Source organism: Streptomyces sp. NBC_00237, assembly GCF_026342435.1.
Lineage (GTDB): Bacteria > Actinomycetota > Actinomycetes > Streptomycetales > Streptomycetaceae > Streptomyces.
The window spans coordinates 546327-565598 of record NZ_JAPEMT010000002.1; the positions used below are offsets into that span (position 1 = coordinate 546327).

Here is a 19272-nt window from a genome sequence, read left to right on the forward strand (position 1 = left end):
GTGCAGGGGGCAAGGGGCGTAGCCCCAGTCAGTGACACCGGCCACGCGACGGAGCCGCACCTCCAGAAGCCCCCTACCCCTCAGCGGGGAGCGCCCTGCACAGGGCCCGCACCGCAGCCCCGTACGCGTGGTCCGCCGAAGCCGCGTACCCCACCACCAGCCCGTCCGGGGCCGGGCCCGTCGCCTCCGGGTGGCGGAAGGCCGTCAGCCCGTCCAGGGCCAGCCCCTGGTGCGCGGCGGCACGCAGGGCGTCCGGCTCCGTGCCCGAGGGGAGGCGGAGGACCGCGTGCAGCCCGGCCGCGATGCCCGTCGCGCGGATGTGCGGGGCGTGCGCGGCGAGGGCCGCGAGGAGCTGGTCCCGGCGGTCCCGGTAGCGCTGGCGGGTGCGGCGGACGTGGCGGTCGTAGTGCCCGGAGGCGAGGAAGTCGGCCAGGGTCAGCTGGTCCAACGCACTCGCCCACGCCTCCCGCTGCCCCTTCACCGCCAGGACCGACCCGACCAGATGAGCGGGCAGCACCATCCACCCGAGCCGGATCGCGGGCGACAGGCTCTTGCTGAGGGAGCCCAGGTAGACCACCCGCTCGGGGTCGAGACCCTGCACCGCGCCCACCGGCTCCCGGTCGTACCGGAACTCCCCGTCGTAGTCGTCCTCCAGGACGAGCCCGTCGTGGGCCCGCGCCCAGTCCACCGCCTGAGCCCGCCGCGCGGAGTGCAGCGGGCCCCCGGTGGGGAACTGGTGGGCCGGAGTGAGCAGCACCCCCTTGAGGCCCCGCACGCCCGCCAGCTCCGCCGTGTCCGCGCCGTCTTCGTCGATCCCCAGGGGTACGGTCCGCACGCCCGCCCCGTGCAGCAGGTCGCGGTGGAAGGGCAGACCGTACGACTCCACCGCGAGCGGACCGCGCAGCACGCCGCGTGAGGGTCCGCCCGCTCCCCCGTACAGCAGCCTCAGCGCGTGGGCGAAGCCGGAGCAGACGACGATGCGGTCGGGGGTGGTGCGCACGCCCCGGGCGCGCGAGAGGTACTCGGCGAGGGCGGTGCGCAGTTCGATGCGGCCCTGCGGATCGCCGGGGCCGAAGGCTTCGTTGGGTGCGGCGGTCAGCGCGCGACGGGCGGCTGCGAGCCAGGCGGTACGGGGGAAGGACGCGGCGTCGGGCATGCCCTGCCGCAGGTCGTGCGCGGGGCGCGGCGGGGTCGTCGTGCCGTGCGGTACGGGGACGGGGCGGGGTGGTGCGGCGCGGGCGGCGACCCGGGTTCCGGAGCCCTGGCGGGCGGTGAGCCAGCCTTCGGCGACGAGTTCGGCGTAGGCGGAGGCGACGGTGTTGCGGGCGACGGAGAGGTCGGCGGCGAGGGAGCGGTACGGGGGCAGCCGGGTGCCGGGAGCGAGCCTGCCCTCGCGGATCGCCTCCCGCAGGGCGTGGGTGAGGGCGGCCTGACGCCCGCCCTTCCCCTCGGGAAGGTGCACATGGAGGTCCGCGCCGACGCGTTCGGCGGAATTGACCCAGGGTTCCGGCATGGAACGGCACCCTACTGCGGGTCTATGCCGGGCTCTGAACCGGACCGGCGGCGAAGGAGGCCCGGTAGGCGCGGGGGCTGGTGGAGAGCCGCTTGGCGAAGTGCTGGCGCATGGTGATCTCGCTGCCGAAGCCGGTGCGGCGGGCGATCTCCGGCATGGGCAGGTCGGTGTGTTCGAGGAGCTTCTGGGCGGCGGCGACGCGTTGGTCGAGGAGCCAGCGCAGCGGGGTGGTGCCGGTGACGGCGGTGAAGTGGCGGGCGAAGGTGCGGGGGGAGACATCGGCTCGGGCGGCGAGGTGGGAGACGGTGAGGGGCTCGTCGAGGTGTTCCAGGGCGTAGGTGCGGACGGCGGCGAGGGCGTCGGCCTTCTGGTCGGTGCAGGGGGTGGGGTGCTCGATGAACTGGGCCTGGGTGCCGGTGCGGAACGGGGCGGTGACCATGGCCCGCGCGATGGTGGCCGCGACTTCGGCGCCGTGGGTGATGCGGACCAGGTGCAGGCAGAGGTCGATGCCCGCGGCCGTACCGGCGGAGGTCCAGATCCCGCGGTCCTCGACGAAGAGGGCGTCGGGTTCGACGACGGCGAGGGGGTGCTGGGCACGCAGCTCGTCGACGAGCTTCCAGTGGGTGGTGGCGCGGCGTCCGTCCAGGAGTCCCGCCTGGGCGAGGGTGAAGGCGCCCGCGCAGAGGGCGGCGACGGGAGTACCTCGGGAGTGGGCGCGACGGAGTGCTTCGAGGAGGGGCTCGGGGGCGCGGCGGCGGTGGTCGTCGAGACCGGGCACGAGGACGAGGTCGGCACGGGAGAGCCAGGCGGGGGTGCGGTCGGGGGTGATGGACATGCCACCGAGGAGCGGAACGGCTCGCCCGGGGTCGGTCCCGACACGTCGGAGGTCGAAGGCGGGGACGCCGTGGGGGGTGCGGTCGATGCCCCAGACCTCGGTGATGACGGAGAGGTCGAAGGGGCGGACGTGGGGGAAGGTGAGGAGGGCGATGCGGTGGGGGGAGGTCGGGGTGTCCACGCTCGGCAGTAAACCACCGAACGATGACTTCCTGCCGAGGCTCTCGACGACTGGAACGGCTTGTGCGGCTCCGCCGCGCGGCCGCTCCCGGCTCCGCTGGGGCTGGGGGGTGCGCCCCGTTAGGGGCGCCGGGGCTGTGTCACTGTGCGGCTCCGCCGTAGGGGCGCGACCCGTTAGGGGCGCGGGGAACTGCGCGACCAGCCCCCACGCAGCCGCACGTCTCCGGGACAGCCGCGCGGCGAGCGCTTTAGGTGAAGGGGCGGGGAGGGGCAGCCCGCCGCAGGCGCACCCGGGTGCGGCGCACCTGATGGCGGAGGTAACAACGGGCGGCACCGGGGCGGGCCCGGAGCGAGGGGTGCCGCCCCCTTGCCCGCCCGTTCCGCCCCCGGGGGGCGGCCCCGCCGCCCGAGGGGGCAAGGCCCGGGGGGCAGGATTCGCTGCCCGAGGGGGCTGGGGGGAGCGGGCAAGCGTGGCAGGAGTGGGCTTGGGGGTCAGCGGGTCTACCAGCGGTCGCGGTGGAGGACCTCCGAGACCGGCTTTCGGCTGACAGGGCCGAACTTCCCCATCGGCCACCCCACCGGAATCACCGCGAACGTGTTCATCCCGTCAGGAATCCCGAGCACCTTCTTCCACTCCCCCTCCAGCATCAGGTGCCAGATGGTGACGTTCGCCGCCAGCCCCAACCCCCGCGCCGCCAGCAGCATGTTCTGCACCCCGGGGTACACGCACGACCCCTCCGCCAGCGTCTGGAACCGCTCCTGCGTGCTCGCCATGTGCGCGAGCCCCTCCGCCCCCAGCGCCGCCGCCGAGGCCGCGAGACCTTCCTCGTCCAGCCGGGGCTCCGGGAACTGGTAGCACGGGATCACCAGCGCGGGCGTGTCCGCGAAGTGGTCGCGCTGGTAGCGGATCGCCGCGACCATCCGCCCGTACGCGGCCTCGTCCATCCCCTCCGGCGCGAACTTCCCCGTCGTCGCCAGATACGCGTCGACACACCGCTCCCACAACGGCGCCAGCTCGGCCATCACCTGACGGTCCGTCACTACCACGTACTGGAAAGCCTGCATGTTCCCACCGCTCGGCCCCCACACGGCCGCCTGCACCAACTGCTCCAGCAGCTCGTCCGGGACGGGGTCGGTCTTCAGCCTGCGCATCGCGCGCATGGTGGACATGGTGTCGAAGAGGGCGGGTGCTCCCGCATCACTAGTCATGATCGCGGAGTGTACGGAGCCCCGCCCCCACTCCCCCGGCCACCCCCCACCACCCCGGGCTCACCCCGCCGACAGCCGAAAGGCATCGAGCGCCAACGTCATCTCCGTCAGGTCCCTCGGCCTCGACAACGACCTCGACGTCAACTGCTCCAGCCGCCGCAGCCTGTTGAACACGGTGTTCCGGTGGCAGTACAGCCGCGTCGCCGCCCGCCCCGCCGACCCCTCCGCCCCCAGCCACGCGTCCAGCGTCTCCAGGAGCACCGCCCGGTCGCCTGGATCGAGTTCGAGCAGCGGCCCGAACACCTCCGCCACCAGCCGCGCCGCCAGCTCCGGCTGGCCCACCACCAGCGCGGTCGGCAGCCGCTGGTCCAGTCGTACGATCCGCGACCCGCCGGGCGGCTCCGTCGCCGCGCAGGTGAGCAGGGCCGTCTCCGCCAGCCGCCGCGCGAGACCCAGTTCGGCGAGCCCGTCCACGACCGGGCTCAGCCCACCGGGACCCGCGCACCGTCGTTCCAGCTCCGCCGCCAGCTCCCCGAGTCCCGCGTCGGGCCCCAGCGCCACCACCGCGACCTCGCAGTCGGTCCGCATCCGCCAGAAGAACCGCAGCCCGGCCGCAGCCCTCACCCGGTGGAACTGATGTTGCTGCTGGGACGGACAGAACGGCTCACGCCCCTCCCGCCGTTCCGCCCGCAGCACCGCCACCGCGTACCGGCCCTGCTCCGGAAGGTCCAGCCCGGCCGCGGCGCTCGCGACCAGCGCCGCCGACGTCCGGCCCTCCAACAGGGCGTCCAGCAGCGCCTGTACGCGCTCGTCGCTGCGCCGCTGCATGTCCTCCTGGGTGCTGCGGTACGCGTCGGCCACCGTGGCGGCCTGCCGGTCCACCGCCGCCCACACCTGGGCGGCCGTGTGCACGAGGACCGGCAGCGCCTCCGGGTCCTTCGCCGAGACGATGTCCAGGAGCTCGTCCCACACCAGGTATCCGGCCTTGCGGTACGCGTGCAGCAGCAGGTCCAGCGACAGCCCCTGCTCGGCCCGCCGACGGCCGAGCTGCTCGGCGAACTCCAGGTCCCGGCGGGGTGCCGACCGGGGTGCCGTGATGGCTTCGATCCCGTACCGGAGCGCCTCGCTGATCTGCTGCCAGTGTTCGTCTGCCGGTACGGCGACGTCGTATTGCGGGGAGTGGGAACGGAGTTCGCGGATGAGCAGGTCCGCGAGGCGCCCGACGCGGTCGATCAGCACCTCGGAAGCGCTCGCCAGCACCGTCCGTTCGTGGTCCGTGCGTGCTCTGCGGCCGTCCATGACCGGTGAGGATGCCACTGCTGGGGCGAGGTGGACAGACCTCTTGTGCCCGTGCACAACCCGCTCGGTCCGGTACTGGTCATCGGCAGCGATTCGGCCGTACCCGCTGGACGGTTACACGTGTCAGGTGTTGGTGTGTGCCCCCACGGCGGTCCACGGCCACGGAAGGCCGACAGGCAGGGCCGATACGGAAGGAGCTGTTCCCGTGGGGTCTCCCCGTTCCTCAGGTTCTTCCCCCGGCTCGCTGGAGGTGCGCGGACTGTCCGTCGGGTACGGCCCGGTGCGCGCCCTGCGCGACGTCGCGCTCGACGTCCCGGCCGGGGCGGTGGTCACCGTCCTCGGCGGCAACGGCGCGGGCAAGTCGACGCTCCTGCGGGCGATTTCGCGCACCCTCGGCTACCACGGCGGCTCGGTCGCCGCCGGCTCGGTCTCGTACGACGGACGCGATCTGCGCGGTACGGACGCGGCCCGCGCGGTGGCGTCGGGCCTGGTCCACGTCCCCGAAGGGCGGCAGGTGTTCGCCCGCATGACGGTGGCGGACAACCTCCGGGCGGGTGCGCTCGGGGCACGCGGCGGGCGGGCCGCCACGAAACGGGCCCGGGCCCGGGTCCACGCGCTCTTCCCCGTCCTCGCCGACCGCGCCCACCAGCGCGCCGGGCTCCTCTCCGGCGGCGAGCAGCAAATGCTGGCCCTGGGACGGGCGTTGATGGCCTCGCCCCGGCTTCTCCTCCTGGACGAGCCCTCCCTCGGCCTGGCCCCGCTGATGGCCGCCCGCATCGCGGAGACCGTCCGGCAGATCAACGCCGAGGGCACCTCGGTGCTCCTGGTCGAGCAGAACGCCGCCCTCGCGCTGCGGCTCGCCTCCGTCGCGTACGTGCTCGACGTCGGCGAGGTCGCCCTGCACGGCCCGGCCGCCGAACTGGCCGCGTCCGACGAGGTGCGCCGCCGCTACCTGGGCGTGGTCGACGAGACGGCCGCCGAGGACGCGGGCCGCGCCGAGGCTGCGGCCCCGGCACTTAGCAGGTGGACGGCATGAGCGCGAGAGGCGACGGCACGACCACGACCGGGTCCCTCCAACTCACCGACGTGACCGTCACGTTCGCCGGACTCACGGCCCTCGACTCCGTCTCCCTCACCGTCGAACCCGGCAGCGTGCACGCCGTCATCGGCCCCAACGGGGCAGGAAAGTCGACCTGCTTCAACGTCCTGTCCGGCGTCTACCGCACCACCTCCGGCAGCGTTCGTCTCGGCGACACCGAACTCACCGGTCTCGCACCGCACCGCATCGCCGCCCTCGGCGTCGCCCGCACCTTCCAGAACCTGGCGCTGCCGCCCCGCGCCACCGTCGCCGACAGCCTCCTCCTCGGCCGCCACCGGCTGACCAGGACCGGATTCCTCGCCGCCGGTCTGCGGCTGCCTTCCGCCGCCCGCGAGGCCCGTCACCATCTCCAACGCGTCCACGAGATAGCCGAGTTCGTCGGACTAGCCGACGACCTGGCGAAGCCCGCCGGAGTCCTCCCGTACGGGAAGCAGAAGCTCGTGGAGCTGGCCCGCGCCCTGTGCATGGAGCCCCGCGTGCTTCTCCTGGACGAGCCCGTGGCGGGCATGACCGCCGACGAACGGCGTGCCACCGCCGCCGTGATCGCGGGCGTGCGGGACGGACTCGGCATCTCGATCGTGCTGGTCGAACACGACATGGGGGTGGTGATGCGGCTCGCGGACGCCGTGACCGTACTCGACTTCGGCAGGCGCATCGCGGGCGGCACCCCCGCCCAGGTGCAGAACGATCCGGCCGTCGTCCAGGCGTACTTGGGGGCTCCCACACCATGACGACCTTCGTCGAACTCCTCCTCGGCGGTCTCTCGGCGGGAGCCGTGTACGCCCTCATCGCGCTCGGCTTCGTCGTCATCTTCAAGGCCACCGAGGTCGTGAACTTCGCCCACGCCTCCCTCCTCCTGGCGGGCGGCTACCTCACCGCCGTCCTGCACGAGGACCTCGGTTTCTGGCCCGCGCTCGCCGTCGGCATCGCGGGCGGGGCGGTCGTCGGCGCGGCGGTCGAGTTCCTGGTCATGCGCCGCTACCGGAGCAGCGACCACAGCGTCCTCGCCATCGTCACGATCGGCGTCGACATCCTCCTCGTCACCGAGCTCACCCGACGGATCGGCACCGACGTGCTCGCGCAGGGCGACCCGTGGGGCGACCGGGTCGCCACCTTCGGTTCGGTCTCGCTGGCCCACACCCGGATCGCGGCCCTCGTCGCGGCGGCCGTCCTGATCACCGCCTTCCTGCTGGCCTTCCGCTTCACCTCGTGGGGCGTCGCGATGCGCGCCGCCGCCGAGAACCCGCAGACGGCGGCCCTGATGGGGGTCCGCCTCGGCCGGGTCTCGCTCTCCGCGTGGGCCGTCGCGGGTGCGCTCGCCGCCGTCGCGGCACTGTTCCTGACGGTCTTCCCGACCCCCGGCCTGGAACGCGCCACCTCCCTCGCCGCGATGAAGGCGTTCCCGGCCGCGATCCTCGGCGGCCTCGACTCCACGACGGGCGCGCTCGTGGGCGGCCTGACCGTCGGCGTGGTCGAATCCCTCGCCACCGGCTACCAGGGCGACCTGTCCTTCCTGGGGCGGGGCATCGGGGACCTCGCCCCGTACCTGGTGATGGTGGCGGTCCTGCTGATCCGCCCGGCGGGTCTGTTCGGCACGAAGGAGCTGGCCCGTGTCTGACACCGACCCGAAGAGCCACCGCACCGAAGGGGCCGCCGCCGATTCCCGTACGGGCGCGGGCTCCCGTGCGGACCTGACTCCCGGATCCCGTACGGGTACGGGCTCCGGATCCCGTACGGTCGCGGCCTCGGCCCCGCCCGCCGCCCGCGCCGCAGGGGCGGACGGCCCGCACCCGGAAGCGGCGGGCTCCGGGGGCGGCGGAACCGGTGCGGGCGCCGCCCCGGCCGGGTTCGCGGGAGCCCTGCGGCGGCCCCGTACGTACCTCTGGACCGCACTGGGCGTCCTCCTCCTCGCCCTGCCCTTCTACCTGGACCGCTTCTGGCTCCAGGCCGGGCTCTTCGCCATGGCCGCCGCCATCGCCGCCATCGGACTGAACCTCCTCACCGGCGCGACCGGCCAACTCTCCATGGGGCACGCCTTCTTCCTCGCCGTCGGCGCGTACAGCTACTGCGTGCTCGCCGCCGGGCCGAGCGTCGAGAACGGTCACCGGCTCTCCGGGCTCGGCCTGCCCGGCTGGCTCGCCGTCGTCCTCGCGGTGGGCGTCGCGGGGCTCGCGGGCGGGCTGTTCAGCCCGATCGCGGGGCGGCTGCGCGGGGCGTACCTGGGCATCGCCACGCTCGCCCTGATCTTCATCGGGCAGCACGTGCTCTTCAACGCCCGCGACCTGACCGGGGGCTTCAACGGCCGTACCGTACCCGCGCTTTCCCTGTTCGGCGTCGACTTCGACGACGCGCAGACCGTGATCGCGGGCGTGCCCTTCGAGTCCGCCGAGAAGCTCTGGTACGCGGCCCTGACCGCCCTGCTGCTCTGTGCGCTCTTCGCGCGCGGCGTCCTGCGCGGGCGGCCGGGACGTGCCATGAACGCGATCCGGGACCACCGGATCGCGGCGGGTGTGATGGGCGTGCCGGTGGCCCGCTACCGGGCGTCGGTCTTCGTGCTGTCGTCCATGTACGCGGGTCTCGCCGGGGTGCTGCTGGCGCTCGTCTTCCAGCGGACGGTGCCCGAGTACTTCGGGATGACCCTGTCCCTGGAGTTCCTCGCGATGATCGTGATCGGCGGTCTCGGGTCCGTGCGCGGGGCGGTGATCGGGGCGGCCTTCGTCTCGCTGCTGCCCCAACTCCTCACCCGCTACAGCGAATCGCTGCCGCTCGTCACCGCTCCGGGCACCGGCGGCGGCATCGCGCCCGGGGAAGCGTCCCGCTATCTGTACGGCGCGGCGGTCGTCGTGGTGGTCCTGTTCCTGCCGGGCGGCCTCTCCCGGCTCCGTATCCGAAGCAGTGTCCGAAGGGGAAGCAGATGAAGGAACGAAGGCTCACCACCGCCACGGCGGCCACCCTCCTCGCGCTCGCGCTCGCCGTCACCGGATGCAGCAGCAAGGCGGGCACCGGGAAGACGGGCCAGGAGGACGCGAAGGGCGTGAGGACCGGCGACGGCATCACCGACAAGGTGATCCCGCTCGGCGTCCTCACCGACCTGACCGGCGTGTACGCCTCCCTCGGCAAGAGCGTCACCCAGGCCCAGCAGCTCTGGGCGAAGGAGGTCAACGCCAAGGGCGGCGTCTGCGGCCGCACGATCCGGCTCACCGTGCGCGACCACGGCTACGACCCGCAGAAGGCGGTCTCCGCGTACACCGAGCTGGAGCCGACGGTCGCCGGGTACGTGCAGTTCATCGGCTCGCCGTTCGTCGCGGCGGTCAAGCAGCGCGTCGAGACCCAAGACAAGGGCCTGATCCTGCCGCAGGCGTGGTCCGCGTCGCTGCTGGGCAGTCCGTACGTCCGCGTCGTCGGGGCCACGTACGACATCGAGACCATCAACGCGCTCGACTTCCTGCTCGCTCAGAAGAAGATCGCCAAGGGCGACAGGATCGGTCACGTCTACTTCGAGGGCGACTACGGCGAAAACGCGCTCCAGGGCTCCAAGTACGCTGCCGAGCGGGCCGGGTTGACGATCTTCGAGCAGAAGATCAAGCCGACCGACAACGACATGACCGCACAGGTCACCGCCCTCAGGAAGGCGGGCGTGAAGGCCGTCATGGTCAGTGCGGGACCGCGTCAGGCGGCCTCCCTGGTCGGGGTCGCGGCGGCGGGCCGCTTCGCCGTGCCGATCATCGGCAACAACTCCGCGTTCTCGCCGCAGCTCCTGGCCACTCCGGCGGGTCCCGCGCTCCAGAAGAACTACTACGTGGCCTCCTCGACCCTGCCCATCGGCTCTCCGGAGCCGGGGCCCTCCGCTCTCGCGAAGGCGTACCGGGCGGAGTACCCGAAGGACTCCCTCGACAACGGCGTCGCGGCCGGTTACTCGGCGGGGAAGATCTTCGAGGAGGTGCTGACGCGGGCCTGTGCCGACAAGAACCTCACCAGGGAGGGCATGGCCAAGGCCGTCCGCTCGATGAACGCCTTCGACAACGGCTTCGGCATGACGCACGACTTCACCGATCCGAAGGCCCCGTCGACCCGCCAGTCGGTGATCATGCAGCCGGACGCGAGGACGCCGGGCGGGCTGAAGGTCGTGCAGGGGGCGGCGACGTCGAAGGTGGCGGAGGGCTTCACGTTCGGGGGGTAGGCGCCGCTGGTTCCGCTACGGGATCAGCTGCTGGTTCCGCTACGGGATTGGGCGCCGGTCTTGCCGTACGGAGACCGGCGCCGGTCTCCCGGAACGGGTCCGGGCTCATCCCCCCGCGGGGCCGGCTTCGCCCGGCTCCGTGCCGGAATCGGGTGATCCGCCGTCGGACGCCGCCCGCAGCAGCTCCTCCGTGGAGGTGACCTGCGCGAAGCCGCCGCCGTGCAGGGAGACGGCGGTGGCGCGGGTCAGCTCGTCGGCGCTCTGCGTCCAGTCGAAGGGGCCCTTGAGGTCGAAGGTGTGGGTGGCGTCCAGCGGGACGATGACGCCGTAGCCGAGGTTGCCGCCCATCCGGGCCGTGGTCTCCACGCACATGTTGGTCTGGATCCCGGCCAGCACGAACTGCTCGACGCCTGCCTCCTTGAACCATCCGTCCAGGTCGGGGGTGCCGTAGAAGGCGGAGTTGACCAGCTTGGAAATGAGCACCTCGGGGCCGGAGCCCTTGCCCCGCCGGTCCTCGACGTACGGCTTGAACTCGTTGCCTTCCGTCCCGGGGCGCAGCGGGGACCACTCTTCGGTGGAGTCGTGCCGTACGAAGACGACCGGACGGCCCGCGGCCTGCCATTCCTCGATGAGGGCGGCGATGTTGCCGTCGGCGTCGGGGTTGTTGCGCCGGCCCCAAAAGGGGTCCTCGAAGCCCTTCTGTACGTCGACGACGACCAGGGCGGTGCGTTGCGTGATGTCCATGACGATGATCCTGCCGGGGCCGGGGCACGACCAACAGAGGGTGGAAAGTCAGCGATCGATGGGAAGCAGCCACTTGTCAGTGGTCGCACGTAGGGTCGTGGCATGCCTTCGGAATCCGCCAGTACGGCGACCCCGCGACCGCAGACCCACCCCGCCGACAGCCACGGCCTGATCCAGGTCCGGGGCGCCCGGGAGAACAACCTGCGGAACGTCTCCGTGGACCTGCCCAAGCGCCGTCTCACCGTGTTCACCGGAGTCTCCGGCTCCGGAAAGTCCTCGCTGGTCTTCGGTACGGTCGCCGCCGAGTCGCAGCGGCTGATCAACGAGACGTACAGCGCCTTCCTCCAGGGCTTCATGCCGAGCCTGGGCCGCCCCGACGTCGACGCCCTGCACAACCTCAGCGCCGCGATAGTCGTCGACCAGGAGCGGATGGGGGCCAACTCGCGGTCCACCGTGGGCACCGCGACGGATGCGTACGCCATGCTGCGCATCGTCTTCAGCCGTCTGGGCACGCCGAACCTGCCGAGCGCGGGCGCGTTCAGCTTCAACCTGCCGGACGGCATGTGCCCGCGCTGCGAGGGCATGGGACAGGTCTCCGACATCGCGGTCGACCAGCTCGTCGACCGCGAGAAGTCCCTCAACGAGGGCGCGATCATCGTGCCCGGTTCCCCGGTGGACTCCTGGCCGTGGCAGATCACGGTCAACTCCGGGTTCTTCGACGCGGACAAGAAGCTGAAGGACTACACCGAGGAGGAGTGGGCGGACCTCCTGCACAAGCCTCCGACGAAGGTGAGGGTCGGCAAGAACAACTTCACCTACGAGGGCCTCGCGGCACGGGTGCAGCGGACCATCCTGGTCAAGGACCGCGAGTCGATGCAGTCCCACATCCGGACCTTCGTCGACCGGGCGGTCGTGTTCGCCGACTGCCCCGAGTGCGGCGGTACGCGGCTGACGCGGGCGGCCCTCGCCTCGAAGATCGACGGGGTGAACATCGCGGAGTGCTCGGCGATGCAGATCAGCGACCTGGCGAAGTTCCTGGGCGGGCTGGCCGCGCCGGAGGTCGCCCCGCTCCTGGTGAACCTGCGGGAGCTGCTGGACTCGCTGGTCGAGATCGGGCTCGGGTACCTGAGCCTGGACCGTCCGGCCGGGACGCTGTCGGGCGGTGAGGCCCAGCGCGTGAAGATGGTGCGGCACCTCGGGTCGCCGCTGACCGATGTCACGTACATCTTCGACGAGCCGACCACCGGGCTGCACCCGCACGACATCCGCCGCATGAACGACCTGCTGCTGCGGCTGCGGGACAAGGGCAATACGGTGCTGGTCGTCGAGCACAAGCCGGAGGTGATCCGGATCGCCGATCACGTGGTGGATCTGGGGCCGGGTGCGGGTTCGGCCGGTGGCGAGCTGTGCTTCAGCGGGGACGTGGCGGGTCTTGAGGCGTCCGGGACGCTGACGGGACGGCACCTCTCGCACCGGGCGCGGTTGCGGACGGAGGTGCGGACGCCGACGGGGTTCCTGTCGATCGCCGGGGCGTCGCAGCACAACCTGAAGGACGTCAGCGTCGAGCTGCCGACCGGTGTGCTGACGGTGGTGACCGGAGTCGCCGGGTCGGGCAAGAGCTCGCTCATCCACGGGAACCTGCCGGGGCGTGAGGGGGTCGTGGTCGCGGACCAGTCGCCGATCCGGGGGTCCAGGCGGTCCAACCCGGCCACGTACACGGGGCTGTTGACTCCGATACGGAACGCCTTCGCCAAGGCCAACGGGGTGAAGGCGGCGTTGTTCAGCGCCAACTCCGAGGGCGCGTGCGGGAACTGCGGGGGGATCGGGCTGGTCTACACCGATCTCGGGGTGATGGCCCAGGTGTCGTCGGTGTGCGAGGTGTGCGGCGGGAAGCGGTTCACGGCGGAGGTCCTCGCGTACACGCTGAACGGCAGGAACATCCACGAGGTGCTGGGGATGTCGGTCGCCGAGGCGTACGACTTCTTCGCGGACGGCAGTGCGGTGGGGGGCGCTCCGGGGAAGCAGGCGCGGGCCCTGCTGACGCGGCTCGCCGAGGTGGGGCTCGGGTATCTGCGGCTCGGGCAGCCGCTGAACACCCTGTCGGGTGGGGAGCGGCAGAGGTTGAAGCTGGCGATTCACATGGCGGAGAAGGCGGCGACCTACGTCCTGGACGAGCCGACGACCGGGCTCCACATGGCGGACGTGGACCAGCTCCTCGCCCTTCTCGACCGGCTGGTCGACGCCGGGAACACGGTGATCGTGATCGAGCACCACCAGGCGGTGATGGCCCACGCGGACTGGATCGTGGACCTCGGCCCGGGCGGTGGCCACGACGGTGGCCGGATCGTCTTCGAGGGGACTCCCGGGGAGCTGGTGGCGTCGGGGACGACGCTGACGGCGCGGCACCTTCGGGAGTACGTGGAGGGGTAGGGGGCCGTTGCACGGTGCGGGCCGGGGTCACTGCCGGGGCTCCGCCCCGGACCCCGGCCCGCCTCCGGCGGGTTGCGCAGTTCCCCGCGCCCCCAATGCCCTCTCCCTCGCCCCCTTGGGCGGCGGGGCCGCCCCCCGGGGGCGGAACGGGCGGGCAAGGGGGCGGCCCCCTCGCTCCGGGCCCACCCCGGAGCACCCCCGCCCCACCCCGCTACCGACCCAGCATCCCGGTCAGGCCAGGAAGTCCCGGCCGATGGCCTCCGCCACCCGTTCCAGGAGCTCTCCGGCCTGCGCCATGCTCTTCTCCACGTCCGGCTCCAGCGCACTCAGCGCGTACGCCCGCCGGATCCCCGCCCGCCCGAGCGCCTCCGCCGGAAGCGCCAGGCGGCCGCAGACCGCCACGACCTCCACGCCCGCCGCGCGCGCGGCAGCCGCGACCCCCGCCGGGGCCTTTCCGTGCAGGGTCTGCTCGTCGAGCGAGCCTTCGCCCGTGATGACCATGGTGGCCCGCTCCAGCGCCGGAGCGAAGCCCAGCACGTCGAGCATCACCTCGATGCCGGGGCGAAAGCGTGCCCCTAGGGCCGTCAAGGCCCCGTAGCCGATGCCGCCCGCGGCCCCCGCCCCCGGCGAGCCCGCCTCATCAGGACCGCCCGCCGCCGGGCCCAGTACCGACGCGAAGTGCGCCAGCGCCGCGTCGAGCGTCGCGACGTCCTCGGGCGACGCGCCCTTCTGCGGCCCGTACACCGCCGGAGCGCCCTTCGGCCCCGTCAGCGGATTGTCGACGTCGCTCGCGAGGATCAGGTCGACTCCCCCGGCGGAGGCGAAGCGCGGGTCGAGCCCGGAGAGGTCCGCCGAGGCGACCTCGGCCAGCGGACCGCCGCCCGGCCCGACCGGCACCCCGTCCGCGTCCAGGAAGCGCGCGCCCAGCGCGGCCAGCATCCCGGCCCCGCCGTCCGTGGTCGCGCTGCCGCCGACCCCGAAGACGATGGTCTTCGCGCCCGCGTCCAGCGCCGCCCTCAGAAGCTCGCCCGAGCCGTACGTGGTGGCCGTGAGGGGGGCGAAGACGCCGGAGGGGAGGTGCTGGAGGCCCGATGCCTCCGCCATCTCCACCACGGCCGTGCCGTCCGCCTCGCGGAAGGCGTACGCCGCGGTCAGGCCCTCGCCGCGCGGGCCCGTGACCCGTACCTCGCGGCGCTCGAAGCCCGCGGCGACCGCAGCCGCCACCGTGCCGTCGCCGCCGTCGGCGACCGGCAGGGACTCGACCTCGACCCCGGGGACCGCCCTGCGCAGCCCGGCCGTCACCCGCTCAGCGACCTGCACGGCCGTCAGCGAGCCCTTGAACTTGTCGGCGGCGATCAGCACCCGTGCCTTCGCACCGGTTCCCTCGCTCGCCGCACTCTTTGCTGCTCCGTCCGTCACCTTGCATCCCTTGCTTTCGAACAGGCAGTCGCGCCGCCCCGACCATAACCGTCCTGGCCACCCCCTGCCCATGGCCAGTATCGGAAGCCGGAACCCACCGCGCCCCGTGCCCACCCCTTCTGACGGCGCGCCAACCCCCCATATCACGACATTGAGCACCATAAGGTGTGCGGCATGAGTACGGAATCCCTCGATCCACCGCAGCCGCCCCCGGAACCCTCCGAGGGGCCGGACACCGCCGCCCGCCCCGCCGTCGACGGCAGGCCCGACCAGGCGGTGATCGTCATCGGCGTACTCGCCGTGGCCGCCGTCGTCGCCTGGGCATTCATCGGCAAGGAGTCCTTCGAGAGCACTTCGTCGACGGCGCTCGCCTGGGTCCTCAACAACTTCGCCTGGCTGTTCGTCATCGCCGCCGACGTGTTCCTGCTGATGTGCCTGTGCATCGCGCTGAGCCGGTTCGGCCGGATCAGGCTCGGCAAGGACGACTCCGAGCCCGAGTTCACGAACCTGGCCTGGATCGCCATGATGTTCAGCGCGGGCATGGGCATCGGCCTGATGTTCTACGGGGTCGGGGAGCCCCTTCAGCACTACCTCACCCCGCCGCCCGGCAGCGGGGCCGCACCCGGTTCCGGGGACGCCGCCCGCGCGGCCCTGGAGTACTCCTTCTTCCACTGGACGCTCGGCCCGTGGGCGATCTACGGCGTCGCCGGTCTCGCCCTCGCCTACGCCACCTTCCGCAAGGGGCGCGGAAACAGGATGAGTTCCGCCTTCGTGCCGCTGCTCGGGGAGAAGCGCGCGGTCGGCTGGCAGGGCAAGGTCATCGACCTGCTCGCCGTGTTCGCGACCGTCTTCGGCACCGCGACCAGCCTGGGTCTCGGCGCGCTCCAGGTCTCCAAGGGCCTGAACATCGTCACCGGCGTCGAGGACACCAAGACCGTCGAGCTGATCATCATCGGCTCGCTGTCCGCGGCGTTCGTACTGTCCGCCTTCTCCGGCCTGCACAAGGGCGTGAAGTGGCTCAGTACGGTCAACATCGTGCTGGCCACGCTGCTGATGCTGTTCGTGTTCGTCCTCGGCCCGACCGTGTTCATCCTGGACGCGATCCCCGCCTCGATCGGCGGCTACCTGACCAACCTGGTGCCGATGGCGACCCGCACCGGCGCCTTCGGCGACAGCGAGTGGCTGGGCACCTGGACGATCTTCTACTGGGCGTGGTGGCTGTCCTGGGCCCCGTTCGTCGGCACGTTCATCGCCCGGATCTCCAAGGGCCGCAGCATCCGCGAGTTCCTGATCGGGGTGCTGCTGGTGCCCAGCGGCGCGACGGTGGTGTGGTTCTGCGTGATGGGAGGTTCCGCGCTCCGCCTGGACGACACCGGGGCCGCCGACATGGCGGGCTCGGTGAAGGACGGCGCGGAGGCTTCGCTGTTCGCGCTCCTGGACGCGCTGCCGCTGTCCACCCTCACCTCGGTCATCGCGATGCTGCTGGTCATGACGTACTTCGTGACCAGCGCCGACTCGGCGTCCCTGGTGATGGGCTCGCTGACCAGCCGGGGCTCCTTGCACCCGCCGACCTGGCTGGTGGTGCTGTGGGGCGTACTGATGGCCTCGGTCGCGGCAGGACTGCTGCTCGCGGGTGGTCTGAACTCCCTCCAGACGGCGACGATCCTGGTCGCGCTGCCCTTCGTCCTGGTCATGCTCGGCCTGTGCTGGGCACTGGTGAAGGAGCTCCGCGAGGACCCGGGCGCGGGCCCGGCCCGCCACCACGCGCTGCACGGCCTGCGGGACGCCGTACGGGCGATGGTCGGTGACGCGATCACCGAGCAGGGCCCCGACCGGAGGCACCCGAGGCTGCGCCGCGCGGCCAAGTCCCGTACGGACGACTGAGGTTGAGCATGTTCGGTACGTAGCAGGAGGGGCGCGGCAGCAACTGCCGCGCCCCTTCGGCGAGTTCACCCCGACAGGTGCTCCATCTGGTCGTCGCCCAGGTAGAAGTACCACTGCGTCTCGGCGTCCGGGTGCGGGTACGCCACGGGGTCGACCATGGCGAGCGCGTCGAGGAACGTCTCGACCAGCTCGGGGTGTTCACCCTCGAAGTGGCCTTCGGCGGAGAGCCTGCGGACCCGGCCGATCATCCAGACGGTGACGTTGTACGCGGAGACGTCGACGTTCATCGGGTACTCGTCGCCGCTGTCCATGTACCGGCTGTACACCCGCCCCGTCGCCCCGTCCAGCAGCAGCGCCCCGTCGTCGCCGATCACCCCGAGCCGCACGATGCCCTCGGCGCCCTCGGGGCGGGGGTAGTACTCCTCGTCGTAGTCGAACTCCGTGGCGAGTTGCGCGGAGGGGTCCTCCTCGCGTTCGTAGAGCTCGGCGACCGTCGGCAGCGTACCCCCCTCCATCTCGATGACGGCCGTGTCGACGTCCGCGAGGCCCGTCTCCAGCAGGTGGCGGCGGGTGGCGGGGTGGCTGAGTGCGGCGGGCAGTTCCGGCTTCAGCAGCCCGAAGCACCGCCCGTAGTCCCCGGACAGGTCCACGTCCAGCACCTCGTCGTCCAGGTCGTACACGAGTCCGTCGATCCCCGGGCCCCCGATCCACACCAGCGGTCGCACCAGCATCTGCTGCCGCCAGAAGCCCGATACGCCCGGCCACTCCTGGAGCATGCGGGGGTCGCAGTCCCGGACCACCTTGAGCATCTCCTCCTGGAGCGCCGCGACGACGTGCGGCCCGCACGGCACCCGGTTGCGGGCGTACGGACCCGTGTCGGGCCGCATCCGGGCCACGGCCTCGGTGAGGTAGGAGAGGGTGGACACGTCGGATGCGAGCAGTTCCAGCTCCTGGGGCCGGATCGGTTCGCGGTGGTAGTAGCCGGTGGTCAGGACCCGCCCGGTGTCCCCCTCCAGCAGGACGGGTCGACCGCCCCTGCCGTACGAGAAGGAGCCGAGCCGGTAGAGCCCGCCGGGCCCCGCCTCCGCCAGGCCCAGGTCGAAGCGGAGCAGCGGCGCCTCGCGCGGCAGCCCGACCTCGGCGAGGAAGGCGCGGGTCGGCCCGTGCCGGAGCCCGGGCGGGAGTTCGGTGGCCGTGACCAGACCCTCGGCGCCGTGGACCGATTCGGCGCGCGGCCGGTCGTACGGAACGCGCAACGGCCGGTCGTCGAGCGTCCCGGGTGCGGAGATCGCCCCCGTGACGACGTCGCCGACGTGGCTCGGCCAGATGTTCCCGTCGTACGGGCGTTCCGCCGCGCCCGCTCCCTCGGCGGGGGCGCGCGCTCCGAACGGGTCGACGGAGGCGAGGAGTTCGGTGAAGGTCGCGGCGGCCGTCGGGTGGTCGTCCTCGGTGAGGCGGTGGACGGCGTCGAGCGCGCGGATCTGCGGGAGCGCCCAGGTGGTGAAGGCGAGCGCGGAGACGTCCGTGTTGAGCGGCACGAGGACGTCGTCGGCATGCCGGCCGTAGAGGCGTCCGGTGTCTCCTTCGAGGAGCAGTTCGGCGTCCTCGACGGGGCCGCCGAGGCTGATCATGCGCGCGGCTCGGGGCGGGGTGCCGTACCCCTGGCCGCTGTCCGTCCACGGTTCGACGGGCTCCGTCAGCCACCCGGGTGCGGCCTGCCGGACGAGTCCGTGGGTGCGCAGGAAGCGGCGGGTGGGGGCGTGGGTGAGGGATGCGGGCAGCGCGTCGTCCTCGTACCGCAGGATCTGCCATGCCGGGAACGCGTCCTCCAGGAACCCCCCGGACAGGTCGAAGGCGAGGCCGTCGTCACCCGGCGGGGCGATCCAGGCGAGGGTGCGGATCACCATCTGGGCCCGCCAGAAAGTCGATATGTCGTCGGCGACGTCCAGCAGGACGGGATCCGTCTCGGCGATCAGCTCCAGCATGGTGCGCCGCATTCCGGCGACGGTGCCGGGGCCGCAGGCGACGGTGCGCCGGTCGTAGCGTCCGGCGTCGGGGCGGAGCATCGCGACCAGTTCGCAGAGGTGCACGAGGGAGGAGAGGTCGGTGGCGAGGAGCCGGTGCGCGCCGTCGTCCTCGACGTACACGCGGCCGGTCGTGCCGTCGAGCACGATGCGGTGCGAGGAGGGCAGGAAGGCGAAGGCGCCGATCTGGCGGCCCAGTCGGCCGCGAGCCAGTCCGCCCGTGATGTCGAACCGCATCAGCGGGGCCTCGCGGGGCAGTCCGACCGTGGTGAGGAATGCGCGGCTCTGCGGATGCCGGGGCCAGTCCGGGGGCAGGGACTCGTCCGTCGCCAGGGAGACCCCGCCCTCCGCGAGCGCCCCGCCCAGTTGCTCCGTCCCGAAGTCCACCAGCACGTGTGTCCCCTTCCCCGCCCTTACGGGCGCCCCCGTCACGATCGCGAGCGAGCGTACAAGGGGG

Annotated in this window: 14 protein-coding genes; 7 read left to right on the top strand and 7 right to left on the bottom strand. The window is 72.4% G+C overall.

Annotated elements, in window-relative coordinates:
• Positions 1-73 precede the first annotated feature (73 nt).
• The 4 genes from OG897_RS16760 to OG897_RS16775 all read right to left on the bottom strand — a co-directional run bounded on the left by OG897_RS16760 (position 74) and on the right by OG897_RS16775 (position 5035).
• The gene (locus OG897_RS16760; RefSeq protein WP_266657609.1) at positions 74-1513 is read right to left on the bottom strand and encodes a PLP-dependent aminotransferase family protein; all 1440 of its coding nucleotides are present in this window, start codon (positions 1511-1513) and stop codon (positions 74-76) included.
• 22 nt (positions 1514-1535) lie between these two features.
• Positions 1536-2528: a GlxA family transcriptional regulator gene (locus OG897_RS16765; RefSeq protein WP_266657611.1), complete on the bottom strand. Its 993-nt coding sequence runs from the start codon at positions 2526-2528 to the stop codon at positions 1536-1538.
• A 500-nt stretch (positions 2529-3028) separates the two neighbouring features.
• Positions 3029-3736, bottom strand: coding sequence for a nitroreductase family protein (locus tag OG897_RS16770; protein ID WP_266657613.1), 708 nt, complete (start codon positions 3734-3736; stop codon positions 3029-3031).
• A gap of 60 nt (positions 3737-3796) precedes the next feature.
• Positions 3797-5035: a CdaR family transcriptional regulator gene (locus OG897_RS16775; protein ID WP_266657615.1), complete on the bottom strand. Its 1239-nt coding sequence runs from the start codon at positions 5033-5035 to the stop codon at positions 3797-3799.
• Positions 5036-5240: 205 nt separating this feature from the next.
• Here OG897_RS16775 and OG897_RS16780 point away from each other — a divergent pair, with 205 nt between their 5' ends.
• The 5 genes from OG897_RS16780 to OG897_RS16800 all read left to right on the top strand — a co-directional run bounded on the left by OG897_RS16780 (position 5241) and on the right by OG897_RS16800 (position 10314).
• Entirely contained in the window at positions 5241-6071 is an 831-nt protein-coding gene (locus OG897_RS16780; RefSeq protein ID WP_266657617.1) for an ABC transporter ATP-binding protein, read from the top strand.
• The gene (locus OG897_RS16785; protein ID WP_266657619.1) at positions 6068-6865 is read left to right on the top strand and encodes an ABC transporter ATP-binding protein; all 798 of its coding nucleotides are present in this window, start codon (positions 6068-6070) and stop codon (positions 6863-6865) included. Before OG897_RS16780 ends, OG897_RS16785 begins: the two co-directional genes overlap by 4 nt.
• A complete protein-coding gene (locus OG897_RS16790; RefSeq protein WP_266657621.1) occupies positions 6862-7752 on the top strand; it encodes a branched-chain amino acid ABC transporter permease in 891 nt (296 codons plus the stop codon). The genes OG897_RS16785 and OG897_RS16790 overlap by 4 nt, the downstream gene beginning before the upstream one ends.
• Positions 7753-7993: 241 nt before the next feature.
• A complete protein-coding gene (locus OG897_RS16795) occupies positions 7994-9052 on the top strand; it encodes a branched-chain amino acid ABC transporter permease (RefSeq protein WP_266660234.1) in 1059 nt (352 codons plus the stop codon).
• Positions 9049-10314, top strand: a complete 1266-nt coding sequence (locus OG897_RS16800; protein WP_266657622.1) for an ABC transporter substrate-binding protein — start codon at positions 9049-9051, stop codon at positions 10312-10314. Before OG897_RS16795 ends, OG897_RS16800 begins: the two co-directional genes overlap by 4 nt.
• Positions 10315-10419: 105 nt before the next feature.
• Here the strand turns inward: OG897_RS16800 and OG897_RS16805 are convergent, their stop codons facing one another.
• Positions 10420-11058 carry a cysteine hydrolase family protein gene (locus OG897_RS16805; RefSeq protein WP_266657623.1) on the bottom strand — a complete coding sequence of 213 codons (639 nt, stop codon included), beginning with the start codon at positions 11056-11058 and terminating at the stop codon, positions 10420-10422.
• 102 nt (positions 11059-11160) lie between these two features.
• Here OG897_RS16805 and OG897_RS16810 point away from each other — a divergent pair, with 102 nt between their 5' ends.
• Complete coding sequence (locus OG897_RS16810) at positions 11161-13488, top strand: excinuclease ABC subunit UvrA (protein ID WP_266657625.1); 2328 nt, start codon at positions 11161-11163, stop codon at positions 13486-13488.
• 231 nt (positions 13489-13719) lie between these two features.
• On the opposite strand, the gene OG897_RS16815 is transcribed toward OG897_RS16810, so the two are convergent.
• Entirely contained in the window at positions 13720-14979 is a 1260-nt protein-coding gene (locus OG897_RS16815) for a glycerate kinase (RefSeq protein WP_266657626.1), read from the bottom strand.
• Positions 14980-15081: 102 nt separating this feature from the next.
• On the opposite strand from OG897_RS16815, the gene OG897_RS16820 reads away from it, so the two are divergent.
• Positions 15082-16791, top strand: a complete 1710-nt coding sequence (locus tag OG897_RS16820; protein WP_266657628.1) for a BCCT family transporter — start codon at positions 15082-15084, stop codon at positions 16789-16791.
• A gap of 65 nt (positions 16792-16856) precedes the next feature.
• Here the strand turns inward: OG897_RS16820 and OG897_RS16825 are convergent, their stop codons facing one another.
• On the bottom strand, positions 16857-19208 hold the full coding sequence (locus tag OG897_RS16825; protein ID WP_266657630.1) for an SUKH-4 family immunity protein: 2352 nt from the start codon (positions 19206-19208) through the stop codon (positions 16857-16859).
• Positions 19209-19272: the final 64 nt, after the last annotated feature.